We start from the raw sequence: 22,606 nt of genomic DNA on the forward strand, positions 1-22,606 counted from the left end.
TTCAATAAAATTAATACTCGCCTTTGTTGTCCAGGTCGTCGATCAGCAGGTCGCGCGTGCGATCCAGGAACCGCCGGAAGAAATCCGACCCGGTTTTCTCGGTTTTTTCCCGCTTGGTGTTGCGGTCGGGCGTCTGCTGGCTCTGCACTTCCGAGTAGTAGTTCTGCCGGTCGTCGACGGAACGGAAACCCGACAGCACCAGCCCCACAGCAGTGGCAAATTGCGGGCTCTTGATGTCCTCGACCTTCCCGCGGCTCAGGTGTTCGTTCGGGTACCCGATGCGCGTGTCCAGGCCGGTCATCAGTTCGAACAGCGGCTGCACGCCTTGCAATTGTGCGCCCCCGCCGGTTACCACCAGCCCTCCGGCCAGGCGGTTCAACAGCCCCGACATGATCAGCTCGGTGTGGATCAGTTCGACGATTTCTTCCATCCGCGCTTCGATGATGTAGGCCAGGTTTTTGACCGACACTTCTTTCGGCGGGCGGTTGCGCAGGCCCGGAATCGACACCACTTCGTTGTCGCGCGCCTCTTCGGCCAGCGCGTGTCCGAAACGGGTCTTGAGCAGTTCGGCCTGGTTTTGCATCACCATGCAGCCCTGCTTGATGTCGGAGGTGATGATGTTGCCCCCGAACGGGATCACGGCCGTATGGCGCAGAATGTTGTCGTAGAAAATGGCGATGTCGGTCGTGCCGCCCCCGATGTCGATCAGCGCCACGCCCGCCTCTTTCTCTTCGGCCGTCAGCACAGCCAGGCTGGACGCAATCGGCTCCAGCATCAGGTTGTCGATTTCCAGGTTCGCTTTACGCACGCAACGGTGCAGGTTGTTAATGGCATTGGAATGTGCCGTGATGATCTGGAAGTCGCCTTCGATCTTCACGCCCGACATGCCGACCGGGTCTTTGATGCCCGACTCGTAATCGACCGTATAATCCTGCGGAATGACGTGGATGATTTTGGTACCCGCCGGCGTCACGGTCCGGTACATATCGTTGGTCAGACGGTTGACGTCCTCTACCTTGATCTCATCCTCGTTAGAGCTCCGGGTGATGCTGCCGTGGTGCATCGACCCTTTGATGTGTTGCCCAGCAATTCCTACGTTTACTTCCCCGATATCCACACCCGACTGCCGTTCAGCTTCCTGCATCGCCTGCGCAATTCCTGTAACGGTCTTATCGATATTGGTAATCATCCCACGGTTCACGCCTTCCGACACGGCCGTTCCCATCCCAAGAATTTCCAACTTCCCGTATTCGTTCTGCTTGCCAACGACCGCGCAGATTTTGGTAGTGCCAATATCAAGTCCTGCTACGATTTTATCTTTTTGCATAGGTTATGAGGTTATTCACAGATGATCTGGTTCTCGTATTTTACATTGATCCGACGGTAGGTATTCCAACCTTTGGCCGGAAGAATTTTCTTATAAAAAATCTGCAGCCGCTTAAACTTCGACTCCAGTTGTTCGGGCGCACCCAGCTCAATCGTTTGCCTGCCTACCTGCGGATACAGCTGCACTTCCCCGTCGGGTAAGACACGCACCTGTGCAATTTGAGCCCGCCAGAATGCATCGTTATAAATGTACTGCAGCAGTTGGAGCAACGAGGCGGTATACGGCTGTTGCGTCAAACTGACCGAAGGCCACTTCGGCGGCCCTTCCACCAACAATACGCGAGCAGTGTAGTGAGGCGACATGGGAATCAGCTTCCCTTCCTGACTCACGTAGAGGTCTTCGCCGTTGGGCCAAAGCACCCGGGCAATGGGATTGATCTGTTCGATGTCGACTCGCAGCCCACCATCCAGGTTGCGCGAAACTTCTGCTCGCTGTACGAACGGATTGGCATCTAACGTCTGTTCGAGGCTACGCAGGTTGATGGCATGACTACGTTCCTGAAAAAGATTGGTGAGCCGCCCACCCGGTGCATGACCGGCCAGCATGTCTTTGATGTCTTCATCGTTGATGAAGTAGTGCTCAAAGTTATGGTCCAGCCGAATATGGAGGTCTCTGCAGAACCGATCGTGTTGCTTTTTTTCGACAAACCCAATGAATACAGGCAAAACTAAAGCCCATATGGCCAGCTTCACCTGCTTTTTAATCCGGATTCGTGAAAATAACATTTCTTTGCGGTTATCTTAGCGTATGTTGATAACTATTTTAGCGCTTTTTTGAGCGTTTGTTTGATGCCTCAGCCGGCGTTTGTGGCCGGAAAACCGTGTTCTTCCCAATAAATATTTCGGATTTTCTCGACGAGTTGATCGATATCTCCTGCGCCCATCGTAATCAGCAGTTCAGGCCGGTGGGCCGAGATGTAATCCAGCGCTTCGATTTTGCTCAATACCTGCCCGCCAGCGACTTCCATCAACGACAGTAACCACTCGCTGCTGACGCCCTCCATCGGTTTTTCACGAGCCGGATAAATGGGCAGCAACAGCAGCTGATCGGCTTTTTGCAACGCGCGCGCAAACTCTTCGGCAAAGTCGCGCGTGCGACTAAAGAGGTGCGGCTGAAACAAAAGTGTGAGTTTTTTATCGGGATAAAGTTGGCGTACCGACGCCAGTGCCGCCTCAATTTCGGTCGGGTGATGCGCGTAGTCGTCCAGATAAACGGCCTCATCACTCTCAAAAATGTACTCAAATCTTCGACGGACGCCCCGGAAGCTATTGAGGGCCTGCCGAATTTCGTCCAGGCTCAGTCCCAGTTGCCGCGCCACCAGCGCCGCCGCCAGGGCATTCTCGGCATTGTGCAATCCTTGCGTGCGCATCTGCACATCTTCGATGCGCTCTTCGCCCAGCTTCAGGTTGAATACATACCGCCCCGCCTCAATCCGCACGTGCTCGACGCAGTTGTGTTGCGCGTCCAGTCCATACTGCTGTACCTGCAACCCGGCCGGTACCGACAGCGGCAACCCTTCGCGCAGCATCAGGTGTCCCCCCGGCACAATGCGCTGGATGAACAACTCGAACGACTCGCGAATCGCGGCCGCATCGCCGTAAATGTCGAGGTGGTCGGCATCGGCCGAGGTGACCACCGCCACGTTGGGCCGCAACGTCAGGAACGAGCGGTCGTACTCATCGGCTTCTACCACAACGATGTGGTCGGGCCGTGCCGCTTCGCCCAGCAAGAGGTTGGTGTTGTAGTTCTGCGTAATGCCGCCCAGAAAGGCAGTGCAGTTGCGTCCGTTGGCGGTCAGCAGATGCGCCACCATCGACGAGGTCGTGGTTTTGCCGTGGGTACCCGCCACCGCTACGGTGACGTGGTCTTCCGTAATCCAGCCTAGCACCGTAGAGCGCTTCTGCACCTCAAAGCCCTCTTCCCGCAGAAACGTCAGCTCCTGATGGTTGGTCGGTACCGCCGGGGTGTATACCACCAGCGTCTCTTCCCGGTGCTGCAGCACTTCATCGCCCATCGCCTCTACGCGATCTTCGTAATGTACCGCAATGCCCTCCTGCACCAGCGCCTTGGTCAGCGGCGTTTCCGTCCGGTCGTACCCCGACACCCGCCGCCCCGCCGCGCGAAAGTAGCGCGCCAGCGCACTCATGCCGATGCCACCGATGCCGATGAGGTAAATGGTATGGAAACGATCGAGTTGCAAAATGGTGATTGGTTAATCCGTTTTTGAGTTATCAGTGTTTTCGCCAGCGTAAAACGGTGGACATGTTTACATGATCGTTACTACTTCCCGGCCAGCTCCCGCACGTACCGAGCGATCTCCTGGTCGGCCTGCACATGGGCCATCGCCTTGATGTTGTCGGCCAGTTGTTTCTGTTGTGCCTCGTCTTTCATCAGGGCATCGAGCGACTCGAACAATTTTTCTTCTGCCTCCGCATCGCGCACCAACACGGCGGCATTTCGGTTGACCAGCGCCATCGCGTTTTTGGTCTGGTGATCTTCCGACACGTTGGGCGACGGCACCAGCACCGCCGGCTTGCCGACGATGCACAGCTCGGAGATCGACAGCGCACCGGCCCGCGAAATCACCACGTCGGCGGCGGCGTAGGCCAAGTCCATCTCTTTGATGAAAGGCAACATCCGCACGCCGCTCCGCTCGAAGGGTTGCGCCTGCCGCTGTCCTGTTTCTGCGTACGATTCGCCCGTCTGCCAGATCAACTGATAGCCCGCCTGCTCAAACTTGTAAAGCGACTCGGCGATGCTCCGGTTGATGGTCCGCGCGCCCAGACTCCCCCCAATGGTCAGCACCACTGGCCGGTCGGGCGAAAGCTTGAAGTGCTTCAGGGCCTGCTCGCGTTTCGCCTGCGCATCGGCGATGTCCTTGCGCACCGGATTGCCGGTCAGCACAATCTTTTCGGCCGGAAAGAATTTCTCCATGCCCTCGTAGGCCACACAAATCTTCGACGCGTAGCGCGAGAGCCACTTGTTGGTCAGTCCCGCGTACGAGTTCTGCTCCTGAATGAGGGTGGGCACCCCGGCCCGCGCCGCCGCGTACAGCAACGGCCCGCTGGCATAGCCCCCGACGCCCACCGCCACATCGGGTTTAAAATCTTTGATCACCTTCCGCGCCTTGGCGATGCTGGTCACCAGCTTGACGGGAAACAGCAGATTGTCGAGCGTCAGGCGCCGCTGAATCCCGCTGATCCACAAGCCCACGATCGGGTAGCCCGCCTGCGGTACTTTCTGCATCTCCATGCGGTTGCGCGCGCCGACGAACAGCACCTCGGTACGAGGATCGTGGGCCTGCAACGCCCGCGCGATGGCGATGGCCGGGAAGATGTGTCCGCCGGTTCCTCCGCCACTGATGATGACTTTAAGCGATGGCTTTTCTGCGGCCATTGGTCTTTGATCGTTTATTTTCAGTAACCGGCTTTCCCTTGCTCACGCTCAGGATGATGCCGAGTGAAATGCCTGTGAATAACAACGAAGTGCCGCCCATGCTGAGCAACGGCAGCGGTTGCCCCGTGATGGGTACCAGCCCCACCGCCACGGCCATGTTGGTGAGCGCTTGCAACACCAGACTAAAACTGAGGCCCGCCGCCAGCAATCCCCCGAAGGCGTCGGTGGTCTGACTGGCCACCACCAGCCCCCGATACAACAGTACGAGGTACAGCGCCAGCACCCCCACGCCCCCGATCATGCCGTACTCTTCGACGATGATGGCGTAGATAAAATCGGAGTACGGGTGCGGCAGAAAGTCGCGCTGGTCGCTGTGGCCTGGTCCTTTGCCTTTGATTCCCCCGCTCGCCACCGCGATGTACGATTGCTGGGCCTGAAACGGCACCTTATCAGGATCGGAAAACGATTCCCGGAACGCCTCGATCCGGGAGATGAACGTAGCGCCCCGTTCCCCAATGCTGCCGGCCAGCAGCCCGCCGACCAGCCCCACCCCGACCAGCATCGCCAGGTACTTGGTGGGCACACGTCCGATAAACATCAGCAGCATGCAGGTGGCAAACAACAGCATCGCCGTCGAGTAGTTCGACATGGCAATCAGGACGCAAATCACGAAACACCACCCCAGAATGGGCAGGAACGTTTCGTACGGGTTGCTGATTTTTTCCTGGCGCTTGGCCAGCATCAGCGCCACGTGCGAGATCAGCGCCAGCTTCGCCAAATCGGACGGCTGAAACGACTGTTGAATGAGCGGAATGGTGATCCACCGGGAAGCATCGTTTAGGGTATCCCCGAATTTCCAGGCGTAAATCAGCAAGGGTACGGATAAAACCAGCGCCAGGCGCGACAAGGTGGCGTACCACCGGTAGTCCAGTTTGTGCGCGCCCCACATGAACAGCAGCCCCAAAATTACCAGCGAACCGTGCCGCAGCAGGTAATACTCGGTGTCGCCCTCCATCCGCTTGTAGGCCAGCGTCCCCGTCGCGCTGTAGACCACCAGTACGCTGATGAAACACAAGGCCATTACGATAAACCAGATGCCCCAATCGCCCTGCAGGTTGCGGTCGATCCAGGTGCGCCAGGAAGCGGTTTGTGCCGTATCGCTCATGAGGGAGTAGTTGTTTGGGTGGATTGAAGTTGTTGGACCTGCGCTTTGAACTGCTCGCCGCGGTCTTCGTAGTTGCGAAACAGGTCGAAGCTGGCGCAGGCCGGCGACAAAAGCACCGTATCGCCCGCCGCGGCCTCGGCAAACGCCACGCGCAGCGCATCGGCCATGCTGGCCGTTTCCCGCACGAGCATCCCGAACGAACCGAAAGCTTTTTGCAACGGCTGATTGTCGGTGCCCATACAGACCAGCGCCTTCACTTTTGCACGGACCAGGTCGGCAATCTGCCCGTAGTCGTTGCCCTTGTCGACGCCGCCCGCGATCCAAACGATGGGCGCCGGCACCGCATCCAGCGCGTACTTGACCGAGTCGACGTTGGTGGCTTTGGAATCGTTGATAAACCGCACGCCCTGTACCGTGCCGGCATCTTCCAACCGGTGCGGCGCGTTGCGGAACGTTTGTAGTCCCTGCCGCACGCGAGCTTCGTCTGCACCCAGGAGCGCCACCGCGAGGAGCGCCGCCCCGGCGTTGATCAGGTTGTGCTTCCCTTTGATAGGCAAAGCATCAATCGCAAAACGCCAGTCCGTCTTTCCCACTTTGATGCGCAGGTCGGTTCCTTCTACAAATGCCCCTTCGGGCAGGACGTCAGCCAACGAAACCGGCAGCAATGCCGCGGCGACACTGCGCTTCGCTAACTCTTCGCGGACAACGGGATCTTCCTGATAATAAATCAAAAAGTCGTCGGCCGTTTGATTTTCCGTGATCCGAAATTTTGAGTCGATGTATTTCTCAAATTTATACTCGTAGCGATCCAGATGGTCGGGCGTGATGTTGAGCAGCACGGCGACCCGCGGCCGGAACGCCTCAATGTGATCGAGTTGAAAACTGCTCATCTCCACCACGTAACCCGGCTGGTGACCGGCAGTTACCTGCTTGGCGAGGCTCTGCCCCACGTTGCCCGCCAGCCCGTACGGCAGCGCGGCATGAGTCAGCAGGTGGTGCGTCAACAGCGTCGTCGTGGTTTTGCCGTTACTCCCCGTAATCGCTACCAGCGTGGCGTCGGTAAAGCGGCTGGCCCACTCCAGCTCGTCGAGGATGGGCGTGCCTTGCGCCTTTAGTTGCTGCACAAGCGGCGCTTTGTCGGGGATGCCAGGGCTTTTGATCACCAACTCGGCCGCTAAAATTTTTTCTTCCGTATGACCACCCTCTTCAAATGGAATATGGTGCTCCTGCAACACCTGCCGGTACTTTTCGGCAAGGGTGCCCCGTTCCGACACAAACACGTCGTAGCCTTTCGCCTGCGCCAGTAGCGCCGCTCCCGTTCCACTTTCTCCTGCTCCTAAAATGACGATCATGTCGGTTCTAAACGCTGATGTACTATGATTGAGTAGCCTAAATGCGCCTTTTTATTTCTTTGTCATCCCGAACACCGTGAGCGATCTTCTACATGACTCAAAAGGTTTCTCGCTATCGCTCGAAATGACATTGTTTACTTTATTTCAACTTCCGGACTCCGGTCTTCCCGACCTCCCGTCTCCCTTTTATCGCAACTTCAGGGTGCCCAGCGTCAGGATGGCCAGCATGATGCCGACGATCCAGAAGCGCGTGACGATTTTCGATTCGTGGTAATTCAGTTTTTGGTAATGGTGATGGAGCGGCGACATTTTGAAAATCCGTCGGCCTTCTCCGTATTTCTTTTTCGTGTATTTGAAGTACGACACCTGCATCATGACCGAGATGTTCTCGACCAGGAAGATGCCGCACAGCAGCGGAATGAGCAGCTCTTTGCGGATGGCCAGCGCCAGTACCGCAATGATGCCGCCGATGGCGAGGCTGCCCGTATCGCCCATGAACACCTGCGCGGGATAGGAATTGTACCACAGAAACCCGATGCAGGCTCCGATGAACGCCGCACAAAAGATGACCATCTCGGCGCTGTCGGGAATGAACATGATGTTCAGGTAGTCGGAGAAAAAGGCGTGGCCCGACACGTAAGCGAGCACCGCCAGGGTAAAGGCAATGATGGCGGAAGAGCCCGCGGCCAGTCCGTCGATGCCGTCGGTGATGTTGGCACCGTTCGACACGGCCGTGACCACGACAATGACCACGACCACGTAGATGACCCACGTGTAATCGCGGCCGATGGTCCATTCGGCCAGCTTTCCGTAGTCCAGTTCGTTGTTTTTGACGAACGGGATGGTCGTCACCGTCGATTTGACATCCTGGTAGGTCGTGCTCGGAATGGCGTCTTCCGAGTTAAAGACCTCGTCGGTGTAGACCGCCGTATCGGCCCCTTCGTATTCGCGGACCACCACGTCCTGGTTGAAATAGAGCACCAAGCCAACGATCAGCCCGAGGCCAACCTGTCCCACGACTTTGAACTTCCCTTTTAGTCCCTCTTTGTTCTTTTTGAAGACTTTGATGTAGTCGTCGATAAAGCCGATCAGACCCATCCAGACGGTGGAGATCAGCAGCAGAATGATGTAAATGTTGTCCAGACGCGCAAAAAGCAACGTTGGCACCAGGATGGCCGACAGGATGATGATGCCGCCCATAGTCGGCGTTCCCTGCTTTTGCAGTTGCCCTTCCAGGCCCAGGTTGCGCACCGTTTCGCCCACCTGCTTGCGCCGCAGCAGGTTGATCAGGCGCTTGCCGTAAATGGCGGCGATCAGCAGCGACACAATGGTGGCGGCACCGGCCCGGAACGAAATGTAGCGGAACACGCCGGCCCCGATAAAGTCGAACTGCTCGTCCAGGAAAGCAAACAGATAATACAGCATTAGCCTTTCACCGTTTTAAATGCCTCCATCACTACTTGCTTGTCGTCAAAAGGATATTTGACGCCTTTAATTTCCTGGTAGGTTTCGTGGCCTTTGCCCGCTACCAGCATAATGTCTTTGGGTTGGGAAAGCATACAAGCGGTTTTAATGGCTTCGCGACGATCGACGATGGTCAGCACCTTCCGGCGGTCGGAGGGACTGATGCCCGCCTCCATCTCTTTCAGGATTTCGGCCGGATCTTCGTCGCGGGGATTATCAGAAGTAAGAATGACTTTGTCGCTGAAACGGCAGGCGATCTGCGCCATCAGCGGACGTTTCGTTTTGTCGCGGTTGCCGCCGCAGCCGACCAGCGTAATGACCTGCTCGCCACCCGATCGCAAATCGTCGATGGTCTGCAAGACGTTTTCCAGGGCGTCGGGCGTGTGGGCGTAGTCCACAATGGCGGTAATGCCGTCGAACTCCAACTGGTCGAACCGCCCGATGGAAGGCTTGATGCTGGAAAGCTGCGTCAGCACTTCCTCCGAATCTTCGCCCAGCAGCACGGCCGCGCCGTAAACCGACAGGATGTTGTAGGCGTTGAACGCCCCGATCAACTGAAACCAGACGGGCTTGCCGTCGATGTCCATCTCCAGCCCTTGCAGCGAGTTGGCCAGAAGGCGCCCTTTGAAGTCGGCTTCGGTTTTGAGTGCGAAGTAGTATTTGGCGGCTTTGGTGTTTTGCAACATCACAAAGCCGCGCTTGTCGTCGCCGTTGACGAGCGCAAACGCATCGGCCGACAGCCCGTCGAAAAACGCCTTTTTTGCCTTGATGTACGCGTCGAAGGTTTTGTGGTAATCGAGGTGGTCGTGGGTGATGTTCGAGAAAATCGCCCCTTTGTACTTCAGCCCGGCGATCCGCCGCTGGTCGACCGAGTGCGAACTCACTTCCATGAAGCAGTGCGTGCAGCCCCGCTCCACCATCTGCGCCATCAGTTCGTTCATCCGCACGGCGTCGGGCGTGGTGTGGGTCGAGGGCAGAATTTCTTCGTTAATCTGGTTCTGTACGGTCGAGAGCAAGCCGACCTGATAGCCCAGTTTGCGGAAAAGCTGGTGCAGTAGTGTGACGGTTGTGGTCTTTCCGTTGGTACCCGTCACGCCGACGAGCTTGAGCTTGGTAGACGGATTGCCGTAAAAATGGCTCGCCATGATGCCCAGCGCCTCGCGGCTTTCTTTCACCGTCACGTACGTCACGTTCGACTGCCGCACGACCGGCATCGCCTCGCCCACCACAGCCGTTGCGCCATCGGCCACCGCCTTTTCGATAAAGGTATGCCCATCGACCGTAGTACCGCGCGTAGCGACAAACACACAGCCCGGTTTTACCTGACGCGAGTCGAATACGATGGCGTTGACTTCCACCTCCATATCGCCGGCTACTTCTTCCAGCGATACTTTATACAATAGGTCTTTGAGCGTTTGCAACGAGAATGAGTGACTAAGTGATTGAGTGAATTAACGATTACCTTGAACGTTGACTTATTCTTCCAGTTTGAGCGACACGGTGGCCCCTTCGATGATGTTCATGTCGGGCGTGGGCCACTGCCGCGCCACGCGGCCCCGTCCTTCGTGTTTTACGTTGACGCCTCTGTTTTCCAGGATGTAGAGCGCATCGCGCAGGGTCATGCCCGTTACGTTGGGCATCTGGCCGGGCACCGCTTCCGCGTTTTTCCAGAAGATGCCGTTGTTGACCACATCGGCGCGCACCCAGTCGTCGCCGGGGTTCTGCGTGTGGTTCGAAATGCCCATCTCGTTGCACAGCCGCGCCAGGTCGTGATAGTAGCCCGCCTGAATCACGGGGAATGTGCCGGGCGCGGGCTTCTCTGCCGCAAACTCGCGGTGTAGTTCCACGTCCATGCCGTAGATTTTATCGGCCACCTCTTTAAAGACCGGAGCTGCCACATCGCCTGCGTAGCGGTTGAAGCCGTTCTGCGGGTTGTCGATCACCACGATGCAGCTGTACTTGGGCTGATCGGCCGGAAAATACCCGGCGAACGACGTGTAGTAATTTTTGGTGTAGCGGCCGTTCTCGATTTTCTGCGACGTGCCGGTTTTGCCCGCAATTTTGTAGGCCGCGTTGCGGATGTTGCTGGCCGTGCCGCTGTCGACCACGCTTTCGAGCATGCCCCGCAGGTAGCCCAGCGTTTTGTCCGAACAGATTTTTTCGTTGATCACCGCCGTCTCGAACGTGTCGACCACTTTGTCGGCGTGGCGCACTTCACGAACGATGATCGGCCGGATCATGCGCCCTCCGTTGGCGACGGCGTTATAGAAGGTCAGGATCTGAAGCGGCGAGATCTGCAACTCGTACCCGACGGACATCCACGGCAGCGTAATGCCGCTCCACGTACGATCCGAGGGACTTTTGATGTAAGGCTCGCCTTCGCCGATCATCTGGAAATGGAGCGGACGCCCCAGCCCGAAACTGTAGATGTAGTCGACAAAGCGTTGCGGATTTTGCCCGAAGGCCTGGTTGGTCAGCTTGGCGATGGCGATATTCGACGATTTGGCGAACGCATCCTTCAGCGTCAGCGTACCGAACCCGCCGTAGTGGGAATCGCGCAGGGTGCTGCGGTAAAATTTAAATTCACCGTCGCCGGTCTCGATGCTGTCTTTCGGCGTCAGCGACGTTTCTTCGAACAGCGCCATGTACGACGCCAGTTTGAACGTAGACCCCGGGTCGGTCCGCCCCGCCACGGCGTAGTTGTAGCGTTCGGTATAGCCGTTCTTGCCGTTTTTTCCGAGGTTGGCCATCGCTTTGATGTGGCCCGTCGCCACTTCCATCACCACGACGCAGCCGTTGTCGGCCTCGCGCTCTTCCAGCGCGCGGAGCAGTGCCGTTTCGGCCACGTCCTGCCAGTTGACGTCGATGGTCGTCACGATGTCGTACCCATCTTCCGGCTTCACGGCCGACGCATCGTCGACCGGTTTCCAGAAGCCCCCGGCCGTTTTCTGAAACAGCGCCATGCCGTTTTTGCCCGAAAGCTCCTGGTTGAAGCTGTACTCCAGTCCGGCCCCTCCGGTATTGTCCTCGCGCATGTAGCCGACGGTTCGCTGCGCCAGGTGCGTAAACGGATTGAACCGGCGGTTGACCCGCTCAAAAATGACACCGCCGCCCATCCGGCCTTCCCGGAAAATGGGCCACGTCGCCATCTCTTTTTTCTTGCTGTAGTCGATTGTGCGGCGGCTCAGGTAGAGAAAACGCCGGTCGCGCCGGCGGTAGTCGCGGATCTTCCGGACGTACTCGGCTTTGGTCCGCTCGCCGAAAAATTTCGCCAGGTGGTAGGCCAGCGAATCGATATCGCGCTCAAAAATATCACGATCGACCACGGTCGGGTCGAACGCAACCCGGTAAAAAGGCAGCGAGGTCGCCAGCAGGCTGCCGTTGTCCGAATAGATGTTGCCACGTGTGGCTTTCACCTCGCGGTAATTGAGGCGATTTTTCACGGCCACCTCTTTCCAGTAAGCACCTTCCACCCACTGCAACCAGAACATCCGGTACAGAATGCCGCCCGCAAAGATCACCACCACCATCAGGAAGGCGATCCGCGCACGAAGCAGGATGGAAATCTTAATATTCATCTTTCGGTACGACGATTTTCAACGGGGGCCGTGCGCTTTCGACCAGCCCCAGGTTTTGCTCACGAATGCGCCGGGCCACTTCCGACTGCTTGCTGTAAAACATGTACTTCGCCTTTTGCGAGGTGTAGTCGACGCGGAGGTCTTCCACCTGGGCATCGAGGCGCGCCAGTTTCCGGTAGGTCTTGTTGGCGTAGTGGCTGTTGGCGATGTACAAAAGACCCAGCAACACCAGAAACAGCAGGTGCGGCACGTACCGCACTGAAAACCCCCGACTCGCAATGGTCCGCAACCAGGAACCACCACGCAGCCGCCCGAACAGACCGCTCCCCGGCGTCTTCGTTTTAGGGGGTGATTTCAATCGGTTCGTAGCCATTTTTTATGAGTTACAAGGTTATCAGGTTATAAAGTTTAGAAGGTTAGATGCGTTTCTAGTCAAGTTTCAACTTTTCCTACACTTTCTCGCCGACGCGGAGTTTCGCGCTGCGGGCCCGCGGATTGCGCGCCACCTCGTCCGCTTCCGGCTCGATGGGACGGCGCGTTACCGCCCGCAACGGGGCCTGCACGTTGCCGTACAGGTCCTTCTCGGCTTCGCCCTCAAACTTGCCGGTACTGATGAAGCGTTTCACGAGGCGGTCTTCCAGCGAGTGGTACGAGATCACCACCAGCCGCCCGCCCGGCTTCAGCATGGCAGCGGCCTGCGTCAGCATCTCGCGCAACGCCGCCATTTCGTCGTTCAGCTCGATGCGCAGCGCCTGAAACACCTGCGCGTAGTATTTATGCTCTTTGCCGCGGGGCGCCAGCCGACGCAGCACGCCCTTCAGGTCGTCGACCGTCTGAAACGGATGTTCTGCCCGCACCCGCACCAGCTCGGCCGCCAGCGTCCGGGCGTTGCGTACTTCGCCGTACATCCCCAGAATGCGGTGCAGGTCTTTTTCCGAGAAGTCGTTCAGAAGATCTTTCGCCGTACGCACGGTACGCCGGTCCATCCGCATGTCGAGGTCAGCCTCGAACCGCGTGGAAAAGCCCCGCTCGGGGGTATCGAATTGATGGGAAGAGACGCCCAGATCGGCCAGGATGCCGTCGACCTGGGAAATGTTGTACAGGCGCAGGTAGCGTTGCAGGTAGCGGAAGTTGCCCTCGATCAGCGTAAAGCCGCGTGCTTTCCAGTCGGGCGGGACGTTGGCTACGGCCGCTTCGTCCTGGTCGAATCCAAAGAGCCGCCCGCCGTCGAGCTGCTCCAGAATGGCACGACTGTGGCCGCCGCCGCCAAAAGTCAGATCCGCATAGACACCATCGGGACGTACCTGAAGCGCTTCGACACTCTCAGCCAATAAAACGGGCTGATGGTAAACCGACTCAATAGGCATAGGCTCCGATCCGCTATTCGCTCTTAATTGTGATTGACTTTAATAATAAACTCTTCGCGTTTGTCGCCCAGAATCGCCTCGGCGGCTTGCGAAAGCGCGCTGGCATCCTGCAACAGATGCGCCTCGTAGCGCGTGGGCTCCCAGAGTTCCATGCGGTTTCCCAGGCCCACCACCACGACTTCTTTCTCCAGACCCGCGTAGGCCCGCATCAGGCGCGGCAGCAGCAGCCGCCCGTTCGGGTCAAGCTCCAGCTCCGTACATCCTCTCAAAAACGAGCGCTGAAACGTGCGAAACGCCTCGTTGAACTCGTTGAGTGCCGCCACTTTCTCAAAGACCTCTTTCCACACCGAGTAGGTGTATACCACCAGGCAGGGCTCAAAACCACGCACCAGCACAACGTCGGGCACATCGGGTGTTTTTTCGGGCAATTTGGCTTTGAGTCGGGCCGGCAAAATCATCCGTCCTTTCCCGTCCAGCTTGCTCTCGTACTCTCCCGAAAAACCGTTCATACGGGGCCATTATGCGTGTTACTAGCGCGTCTTACTCACAAAAATAGGAATTAGGGTAGAGATTCCAACCACAATTCCCCACTTTCCTCCACTTAACGTAAAAGTTGAGTATTAGGTACTTAACAAAACGCAAAAACCTCTTCTGCAAACCCAACCGCCGCCCGCACAGGGCCCCTCTCTTCGGTCGTGCCTGCACCGCCGCCCGAGGCCGCTGCCACCGCCTAAAAATGCCCTGACAGGCGCCATAAAGCCTTTTCGTTTCCGCACCATGGGCCTGGATCGAACGCCCAGCGTGCTGATTCCCAGGCGGCTCGCCCGCTCAAGCGGCCCCGCTAAAAATTTTTCTTTTTTTCGGGAAGCTCCCGAAATCGCCGTCAAGATTTCACTTTTTCGGGAAGCCGGCTCGGCAAGGTGGCCGTCCGAAACAGGGGCATCGCTCACGATCCGCGGGGGAGTGCCGGTCCCACATCTCTGCGGAATTGGTTAGTTTCACGACGATGCGCAAACGCTTCCCAGCCGAGGTTTATGTAGAAGGCATCCGCCGGGGCGACCGGCTGGTGCTGAGCCGTGCCATTACGCTGGTAGAGAGCCGTTTGCCGGCCGATGCGGCCCTGGCCCAGGAGGTACTGTCGGCGCTGTTGCCCTGCACCGGAAAGTCGCTGCGGGTAGGCGTCACGGGGGTACCGGGCGTGGGTAAAAGTACGTTTCTGGAAGTCCTGGGACACCACTTGACCGAACGCGGTCACCGCCTGGCGATCCTGACAATCGACCCGTCGAGTCGCCGCAGCGGAGGGAGCATTCTGGGCGACAAAACCCGCATGGAGACGCTGGCCAACAACCCGCATGCCTACATCCGCCCCAGCCCCACGGGCGACTCGCTCGGTGGTGTGTCCCGAAAAACACGCGAGGTAATGCTGCTCTGCGAAGCGGCGGGCTTCGACCTGATCGTCGTGGAGACGGTGGGCGTGGGTCAGTCGGAGACGGCGGTGCGCGAGCTGGTCGATTGCTTTCTCTTGCTGCTGCTGGCCGGGGCGGGCGACGAACTGCAAGGCGTCAAGCGGGGCATCATGGAGATGGCCGACGTGCTGACCGTCACGAAAGCCGACGGCCCCAACCAGGACGCCGCGCAACTGGCCCGCCTCGAACTGCAACACGCGCTGCACTTATTTCCGCTGCCCGCATCCGGCTGGACGCCGACAGTAACGGTCTGCTCCGCCCTGGAAGAACGCGGCATCACCGACGTCTGGGCACAAGTAGAAGCGTTCGCTCAACACACCCAGCAAAACGGCTGGTTTGCTCGCAACCGCCGCGAACAGAACCGCTACTGGCTTCATGAAACCCTCCGGCAAACCCTCCTCGACCGGTTCTACCAGCATCCGCACATCCGTGCCCTCCTCCCCGACCTGGAAAACGCCGTCGCCGAAGGCCACACCGCCGTCCCGGAAGCCGCTAAAAAATTATTGGAAGGGTATGGGAACACTTAATCAAGTTCCGATATATCTTTTATTTCCTTTAAATCTTCTGGTATTTTGATTATTGACTTAAACGCATTAATGTTAGATTGATTGTTATACTTTACATTCAATGTTCCAATAAGTACTATTGAGAAAACCATAGTCGCTAAAGCAATAATAGTAGCAAAGATTACATTTCTCTGTAATTCACTGTAAGCGTCTGCAGCACCCTTAACTGTCCAACCACCTATCCAAAAAACACAAACTAAGGCAGTTATTAGAGCTACAACTGCATACGCAAGATGCATCCATGACTTAAGTCTCCACTTTTTCAACTCCGACTCAAAAAACTCCTCCCTTTTCATGCACCTACTATTATTTTCCGCAACTAACCTCTTCTCTTTTTGCGCTATCAAATCCTTCGTAAGGAGAGTAATATCTGCATCTTTCAACTTCACCTCTTCAGAAGAGTCGTTTAGAGCCTTACTTAAATCTTCTCTTGTCTTTTCAAGCCCTTCTCTAGTTTTGCTCATCATAAAGCTTTGTTCCTTAAGCTCAGTAAACATAGACTCAAAGTTTCTAGCTCTTTCCTCTTCGACCATCCTTTGCCTTTCCGACTCTTCTTTGATCTTTTCAATAAAAGCAGAAGGGTTCTCATGAGATAACGAATTAACTTTTTCAATATCAATAAATTCCCTATGCGATATCCTTGTTGCAATTCGTAGTATATCGTTCTCGGTAAGCGTGTTATCCTTTATATATTTCTCAAGATTATCGTCTAGAGACCTTATTATGGAGGCCTTGGGCAATGCATCACTTAGAGAACATGAAATTAAAGCATTTATCCCAAAATCAGCTAATTGATTTTCGCCAACTCGTTGAGCAAAACCAGGATTTGTAAGCCATAATATATTCAGAAGATCATCAGCTTTTATGGATTCAGGCTGATATCTTCTACCTTCATCAAAGCTTCTCAATGACTCACCACGAGAAGTGTTCGAGTTGTGCACAAACCAACAATTCACATCTTCAAAGTTTATAATATTTCCAGTTCCCATTCTTTTACTTCTAATATATTGTGTAACTGTTGCATCATGTAGAGCTGCAAAATCATTACTTCTTCTACCTCTAAAGATTTCATACTCTTTACTAAACCTAGCTAAATTCTTATACTTATCAACATTAGGAATAACATGTATTCCTCTAGCGAGCACAAACTCTTCGATATTATCTGAAAATCTTTGCAAATCTGTTCGAGTCAGATTTCTCCGATCACAAGCATTATAGATATCCTCAGGATTTACTTTTCTCTGGAGAAATGCACTATCAAAATTTTCAGCCTTTGCTCTTAATAAATTTTTTGTCTCAACGATAGTCATACTTAGCACCGTTAACTTATAGTTCATGCTTCTTGCTATCTCCAATAGTTGATTACATGTATGAGAAGATTCTGGAGTATTTAGATCGCATAGACCTATCAAAAAATTGGTGTCAAACACCAACTCCACATCAGCATCAACACCTTCTATCCTAAATTCGATATATGTTGATATTATTGACCCAATATAAATATTCCTTATAACTCTATACATATTTGGCATTTGCTGAAAATACTTCACAAACTGTGCCTCAACCAAAAAATCAGCTTGACTATTATCCACTTGCTGTCTACCTCCTAAATACCTTGATATGGAAAGTTTATTTTGCTCTATAAATTCAAATATTGAGTCATACTGATCTTTTTTTACATTCTCTATTTCACAAAACCTCTTAAATAACTTTTCCAGATCATCTATCTCTGCTTTCTTCTTATTAATAACATCATCGAAATCAATAAAATAATAATCCTTAATTGAAAATGCATCGTCACCGTATATCATGAATTTAACATCATCTTCTTTATTAACATCATCTGATATTTTTTTTAAGATCTTTCTAAGAACGGGTAATGGAAAATCAAGTGAAGATATTTCTTGAATTCTACTCTGAATTTCAGAAATGTTTTTTCCAGAATGAATGCCCTCTCCATTAAGTACTGAAAGCGCCTTTTTGACAATAGGAACAAATAAATCAAGTAATCCTTTTGCTAAGGTTTGACTATTATTTATGTGAGCTAACAAGCTAAAAGTGACTATTTTGTTCTTGTCCATCAGTTTATTAACTAAACCCTTTAGTTGAAAATACTGGCTAATTTATAAATTAAACCCAAACACATAAACCTATCATCGAATAAGAGAGTCATTTTATCTGAAAATAAAAATAGGTAGTGGCATGAGCATCACCAGAAGATGGCTACGCCGACGTGGAAGGTCTCTGACATTTCAGCTGTCACTGCCGGTTGCGACCGGAGCGGGCCTCGTCCCGGTAGCATTTTCGTAACTACCTTACGTTCAGGCCATTTCTCGCGTAAACTTTGGTAGCTTTCCTCTATGCTCACCAAAGAAACGTCGGAACGGAGCGATGCGCAGAACTGGGCCAAGCGGCGGTTGCAGGCCGAGTCGGGCTACTTTCTGGAGAGCATCGAAGGGTGCAACCAGAACCGCGACGATGCCTGCACACACCTCATGGAGCGGGCGCGGATCACGGTGCCGCGGGCGCTGACGAAACCGGAGGCCGCGGAAGCCATCGTGGCGCTGGAAGGCGAAGCGGCCCTGCAACGGAAGCTCCGGTTTGCCGCGCGGCTGCACTTGCCGCTTCACTACGTACTTTACCGGAACGAGACGGAGCGCGTGCTGCTGCTGGAAATCCGTTCGCTGGACGACGTGCAGCTGACCGAATCGTTCGCGTCGTACGCGGCATTTGGCGCGTGGCTGGCCGACATCAAAGGCTGGAAATCGACCAAGGCGTACCGCGAGGCGCAAGACCTCCCCTACTTCGACCGGGCGCTGCGGCAGGCGGGCACGCCCTGGCCCACCAACGTCGACTGTTTCGTGAGCGATCCGCAACAGCAGCCCATTGCCCTCATCGAATTTCAAAACTCGGGGAAACATCCGGTCGAGACGCATTCCAGCAATTACTATTACCTCTGTGGGCAGGCACGCACCCAGCGCGACGGCTCTGTCCGCTACCACGACGACATCCGGCGGTGGACGTCGCAGGAGATTCTGCGGGTGCAGTCGGGCCTGCGGTTGTGGGTCATCACCTGGTCGCAGCACACGGACGACTTCATGCTGAAACAGGTCAAGTCCCTCGCCATTCCCTACTTTTCGCACCACAACGGCCGCCTCGACCGGCCCAAGCAACAGGCCTACAAACGGGCGCTGCATGCGTACGTCAACGGCGACAAGGGCGCGGAACTGCGCTGGCAGGTGGCGAACCACTTCCAGACCTACACACTACACTGGGAAGCGAACCGGATGCAACAGACCCTACACGCCCCTCCGCTGCTGATCGGCAAACATACGTTTCCGTGGATCTATTACCGGCGGCGGCGCCTCGTTCGTGGTGACCGCAGTCAACTGACTCCGCTGTTCCAGGAACTGATGGCCCATCCGTAATAGCTTTTGATGACCATCAGGTCGCTGGAAGTGAGAAGAGTAGCGATCCTCGGAATCAGTTGGCGGAGTGCCTTAACTTTCCCTTTTCCAGTCCTCCGACGCCTTTCCTTTAAAAGTGTGTGGATCTTAAAAAGGGGGACGTCGGATCGCTGCATGGCCGAGACCAACGGCGATCCGTCGGCTGGCGGAGTAGCTCGGATTCGTAGCGACGGAATTAATTCCGTCGCTACAGTTCTCCCTGATACCCAGGCGGCGCGTGACTTCCGGGTCTGCTTTTTTATCTTACAGTCTCGTGACACTGCATCAACACTTTTCGGCGGCCCATCCGGCTGCGTTCTACCGGCAGCGCGTTCCCCTGGGGCTGACGCAGAATTTGTCGGCGGCGCGGCCGCTGCGGCCTTACCAACAGGAAGCGCTCGGGCGGTTCAGGGAATATTGGGAGACGCGGCGAGACGCCAACGCCCCCACGCACCTGCTGTTTCACATGGCGACGGGCAGTGGAAAAACGCTACTCATGGCGGGACTGATGCTGGACCTGTACGCGAAGGGCTACCGACACGTGCTCTTCTTCGTAAACAGCACCAACATTCTGGAGAAAACGCGGGAGAATTTTCTGAATCCCGCATCGTCGAAGTACTTGTTCGCTGCACGCATGACCTGGCAGGGCGCGCCGCTCCGGGTGCGGGAAGTAACGACGTTTGAGCGACGTGAGGAAGGCGAAATTCAAGTATTGTTCACGACGATTCAGGGGTTACACAGCCGATTGCAAACGCCCCGGGAAAACAGCCTGACGCTCGAAGATCTGGCTGACCAGCCGCTGGTGCTGCTGTCGGACGAAGCCCACCACCTGAATGCCACCACCAAACGAAAAAAGGCGCTTTCTGCGAACGAGCGGGCGGAACTGCACTCGTGGGAAAGCACCGTGCAACGCGTTTTTGGGGCGCATGCCGACAACGTGCTGCTGGAGTTTACGGCCACGGCCGATCTGCACCATCCCGACCTCGCGCAAAAATACCAGGACAAGCTTTTGTTCGATTACCCGCTGCGGCAGTTCCGGCAGGACGGCTACTCCAAAGAGGTGAAGGTACTTCAAACCGACGCCCCCCCGTTTGAGCGCGCGTTGCAAGGAATTGTGTTGAGTCAGTACCGGCTCAAATTGTTCGAACAGCACGGCCAATCTCTCAAACCGGTCCTTCTTTTTAAGTCGCGTACCATTCGCGAGAGCCGGGCGTTTTTTGAGGAATTTACCGAGCGGATGTACCACCTGACAACGGCAGATCTGGAGAACCTTCTGCGTGGGTCGGTGCCCGCGCCGCTTAGCGAAGCCTTTCGCTTTTTTGAGACGCAGCACCTCCCGCTGCACGGCCTTGTAGAAGAAGTGCGCAACGCCTTTTCACCCGCAAACCTGCTGGTCATCAACAGCCAGTCGGAGAGCGAAACCGGGCAACTGGCCGTCAACTCGCTGGAAGATCCCGCCAATCCGTACCGGGCCGTGTTTGCGGTCGACAAGCTCAACGAGGGGTGGGACGTGCTCAACCTGTTCGACATCGTACGGCTGTACGACACGCGCGACGCACGGGCGGGTAAACCGGGCCGTACCACCGTGGCGGAGGCACAACTGATCGGCCGGGGGGCGCGTTACTGCCCCTTTCCGTTGCAATCGGATCACCCCGCGGACCGGCGCAAGTTCGATGCCCAACCTGACCACCCGCTGCGGATCGGCGAGACGCTCTATTACCACAGTGCTTACAATCCGCACTACATCCGCGAACTGCACACGGCGCTCGTCGCCCTCGGCATGCAACCGCCTGATGCACAGCACCTCACCCTACGTCCCAGCGCCGCCTTTCAGGCATCGGCCGCGTACCGGCACGGCATCTGGTGGCATCATCCATCTGGAAAAACCCCACGCACGGCACACACGACGCTAACCGCCGTGCTGCCAACTCGACCACTGCGCGTCGCAATCAGGGCAGGGCGGCACTTAGTGGGCGAGGCCTTTGTACAAGACACGTCCACAGCCGAAGCACCTGGGAAACAAGAAATGGAGACGGTTGAGAGGTTGACTGCATGGGGTGAGGCGATCGTACGCAAGGCCCTTTGCCAACTGCCCTTTTACCAGTTCGACCGGCTGCAAACGTGGTTTCCCCGCCTGACGTCCATCACGGAATTTATCCACGCCGCCGACTACCTGAGCGCGGTGCAGGTAGCGTTGCCTGCTCCCTCACACGAACTTTCTCCGGCAGAACGGCTTCGTGTGGCGCGAACGGCCCTGGAACGCCTCCAGGCCTTGATCAGCACCGAAAAGCGGGACATTCTTCCCCTGAAGCCCGTGCCGCTCCGGCAGCATCTGGCCGCCCGTCGGGTAACGCTGGAAGCGCCGCAACGGCACGCGCCGCCACACTCCGGCTATGTCTTTGAAGAGGTCTGGACGACGGCCGACCGGTTGCCTTTTCTTACGGCATTTGACCGGCATTACGCCACGCTGTCGACTTGCTTCGAGGAGGTGTATGCCCTTACGCCCGCTTGGGGAGAACGACTATTTTCCCCGGACGGACAGGTGATTACGCCCGATTTAGTCTTGCTGCTGGCGCGTCAGTCCACTCGTTACCAGGTACATTGCTCGTTCCGGACAAAAACGCACAACTTTCCCCGGGAAACCCATGTACGGGAAGGCCATACGTACGTTGTGGAGGGGATCGCCCTGGAAACTGTAGCGGCGTGGGAGGCGTTTCTGGGCGCGTTACCGGAAGGCTAACCGATAGGCCAGTTTCAGTTCCAGCGACTGGTTGTAGTACCGCTGTGGCTGCGGCACCATCTCCCGACCGTAGGAGACGAAGCTGAGGTGATCGATCAGCTCCAGCGCAAAGCGGCGGCGGTCGCGCCAGTTCAGGTCATAGCCCACCCCAAGGGCCACCCCGCCATCGATTGGGTTGGCACCCCGCTCCCGTTCGTACGTTGCGTCGCTGGTTTTTCCTTTTTCGGTAGCACGCAACAGCACGTCCAGAAACGCTCCGCCGACGAAGAAAAGCTGCCGGTTCCGTCCCACGTAAAACTTGTTGTAGAGCGGAATCGAGAGGTACTCCTGCTTCCACCGTGCCGAACCGTCGACGTTCGAGAAATGAATCTTCGCACCCTTCTGCACGTAGCCCGCTCCGATTTCGAGCGCGTATAGTTTCCCGAACCGTTTCCCGATTCCCAGAAAAAACGCCGGACTTGGTTGGAAACGGCGACTGGCCGGATGGTTGGCGTAATAGCGGTCGGCGCGCTCCCAGTTCAAACGTGTTTCGGAAGTGGCATCGGGACCGTATTGGTTGGCAAAGCCGATCCCCGCCTTGCCGATGAGGTAAAAAGGCGTGGCCATTTCCTGTCCGAAAGCGTGGCCGCACAGGCAGAGCAGTGTCAGGAGGAAGAGGGGTTTCATGCGTTGCGGGAAT

The 22,606-nt window shown here is 55.9% G+C and carries 17 protein-coding genes; 3 read left to right on the plus strand and 14 right to left on the minus strand.

Annotation, left to right across the window (positions count from 1 at the left end):
* Window positions 1-10: 10 nt before the first annotated feature.
* From ftsA to mraZ, 12 genes are all read right to left on the minus strand, one after another.
* Complete coding sequence (gene ftsA, locus BLR44_RS15085) at window positions 11-1,327, minus strand: cell division protein FtsA (protein ID WP_089683370.1); 1,317 nt, start codon at window positions 1,325-1,327, stop codon at window positions 11-13.
* Window positions 1,328-1,338: 11 nt separating this feature from the next.
* Complete coding sequence (locus BLR44_RS15090) at window positions 1,339-2,112, minus strand: cell division protein FtsQ/DivIB (RefSeq protein ID WP_143017307.1); 774 nt, start codon at window positions 2,110-2,112, stop codon at window positions 1,339-1,341.
* Window positions 2,113-2,180: 68 nt separating this feature from the next.
* On the minus strand, window positions 2,181-3,587 hold the full coding sequence (gene murC, locus BLR44_RS15095) for a UDP-N-acetylmuramate--L-alanine ligase (protein WP_089683374.1): 1,407 nt from the start codon (window positions 3,585-3,587) through the stop codon (window positions 2,181-2,183).
* Between the two features lie 80 nt (window positions 3,588-3,667).
* Window positions 3,668-4,783, minus strand: coding sequence for an undecaprenyldiphospho-muramoylpentapeptide beta-N-acetylglucosaminyltransferase (gene murG, locus BLR44_RS15100; RefSeq protein WP_089683376.1), 1,116 nt, complete (start codon window positions 4,781-4,783; stop codon window positions 3,668-3,670).
* Window positions 4,758-5,948, minus strand: a complete 1,191-nt coding sequence (locus tag BLR44_RS15105) for an FtsW/RodA/SpoVE family cell cycle protein (RefSeq protein ID WP_089683378.1) — start codon at window positions 5,946-5,948, stop codon at window positions 4,758-4,760. The genes murG and BLR44_RS15105 overlap by 26 nt, the downstream gene beginning before the upstream one ends.
* A complete protein-coding gene (gene murD / locus BLR44_RS15110; protein ID WP_089683380.1) occupies window positions 5,945-7,300 on the minus strand; it encodes a UDP-N-acetylmuramoyl-L-alanine--D-glutamate ligase in 1,356 nt (451 codons plus the stop codon). The genes BLR44_RS15105 and murD overlap by 4 nt, the downstream gene beginning before the upstream one ends.
* A 186-nt stretch (window positions 7,301-7,486) precedes the next feature.
* The gene (mraY, locus tag BLR44_RS15115) at window positions 7,487-8,725 is read right to left on the minus strand and encodes a phospho-N-acetylmuramoyl-pentapeptide-transferase (protein ID WP_089683381.1); all 1,239 of its coding nucleotides are present in this window, start codon (window positions 8,723-8,725) and stop codon (window positions 7,487-7,489) included.
* Window positions 8,725-10,185: a UDP-N-acetylmuramoyl-L-alanyl-D-glutamate--2,6-diaminopimelate ligase gene (locus BLR44_RS15120; RefSeq protein WP_089683383.1), complete on the minus strand. Its 1,461-nt coding sequence runs from the start codon at window positions 10,183-10,185 to the stop codon at window positions 8,725-8,727. Before BLR44_RS15120 ends, mraY begins: the two co-directional genes overlap by 1 nt.
* A gap of 54 nt (window positions 10,186-10,239) precedes the next feature.
* Entirely contained in the window at window positions 10,240-12,342 is a 2,103-nt protein-coding gene (locus BLR44_RS15125; protein WP_089683385.1) for a penicillin-binding protein, read from the minus strand.
* Window positions 12,332-12,715 (minus strand): FtsL-like putative cell division protein, encoded by a 384-nt coding sequence (locus BLR44_RS15130; protein WP_089683388.1) that lies wholly within the window; start codon window positions 12,713-12,715, stop codon window positions 12,332-12,334. The genes BLR44_RS15125 and BLR44_RS15130 overlap by 11 nt, the downstream gene beginning before the upstream one ends.
* A 76-nt stretch (window positions 12,716-12,791) precedes the next feature.
* Window positions 12,792-13,709, minus strand: a complete 918-nt coding sequence (rsmH, locus tag BLR44_RS15135; RefSeq protein WP_089683390.1) for a 16S rRNA (cytosine(1402)-N(4))-methyltransferase RsmH — start codon at window positions 13,707-13,709, stop codon at window positions 12,792-12,794.
* 23 nt (window positions 13,710-13,732) lie between these two features.
* Window positions 13,733-14,218, minus strand: coding sequence for a division/cell wall cluster transcriptional repressor MraZ (gene mraZ / locus BLR44_RS15140; RefSeq protein ID WP_089683392.1), 486 nt, complete (start codon window positions 14,216-14,218; stop codon window positions 13,733-13,735).
* Window positions 14,219-14,715: 497 nt separating this feature from the next.
* On the opposite strand from mraZ, the gene meaB reads away from it, so the two are divergent.
* A complete protein-coding gene (gene meaB, locus BLR44_RS15145; RefSeq protein WP_089683393.1) occupies window positions 14,716-15,702 on the plus strand; it encodes a methylmalonyl Co-A mutase-associated GTPase MeaB in 987 nt (328 codons plus the stop codon).
* Here meaB and BLR44_RS15150 read toward each other — a convergent pair.
* Window positions 15,699-17,822 (minus strand): hypothetical protein, encoded by a 2,124-nt coding sequence (locus BLR44_RS15150; protein ID WP_089683395.1) that lies wholly within the window; start codon window positions 17,820-17,822, stop codon window positions 15,699-15,701. The two genes, meaB and BLR44_RS15150, sit on opposite strands and share 4 nt — an antisense overlap.
* A 279-nt stretch (window positions 17,823-18,101) precedes the next feature.
* Between BLR44_RS15150 and BLR44_RS15155 the strand changes: the two genes are divergently transcribed.
* Together BLR44_RS15155 and BLR44_RS15160 are read left to right on the plus strand one after the other, a co-directional pair.
* A complete protein-coding gene (locus BLR44_RS15155) occupies window positions 18,102-19,169 on the plus strand; it encodes a hypothetical protein (protein WP_089683397.1) in 1,068 nt (355 codons plus the stop codon).
* Window positions 19,170-19,461: 292 nt separating this feature from the next.
* Entirely contained in the window at window positions 19,462-21,927 is a 2,466-nt protein-coding gene (locus BLR44_RS15160; RefSeq protein ID WP_176956062.1) for a DEAD/DEAH box helicase family protein, read from the plus strand.
* Here BLR44_RS15160 and BLR44_RS15165 read toward each other — a convergent pair.
* Window positions 21,913-22,593, minus strand: a complete 681-nt coding sequence (locus BLR44_RS15165) for a porin family protein (RefSeq protein ID WP_089683400.1) — start codon at window positions 22,591-22,593, stop codon at window positions 21,913-21,915. The genes BLR44_RS15160 and BLR44_RS15165 overlap by 15 nt on opposite strands.
* Window positions 22,594-22,606: the final 13 nt, after the last annotated feature.

Source organism: Catalinimonas alkaloidigena, from assembly GCF_900100765.1.
In the GTDB taxonomy this organism is placed as follows: domain Bacteria; phylum Bacteroidota; class Bacteroidia; order Cytophagales; family Flexibacteraceae; genus Mooreia; species Mooreia alkaloidigena.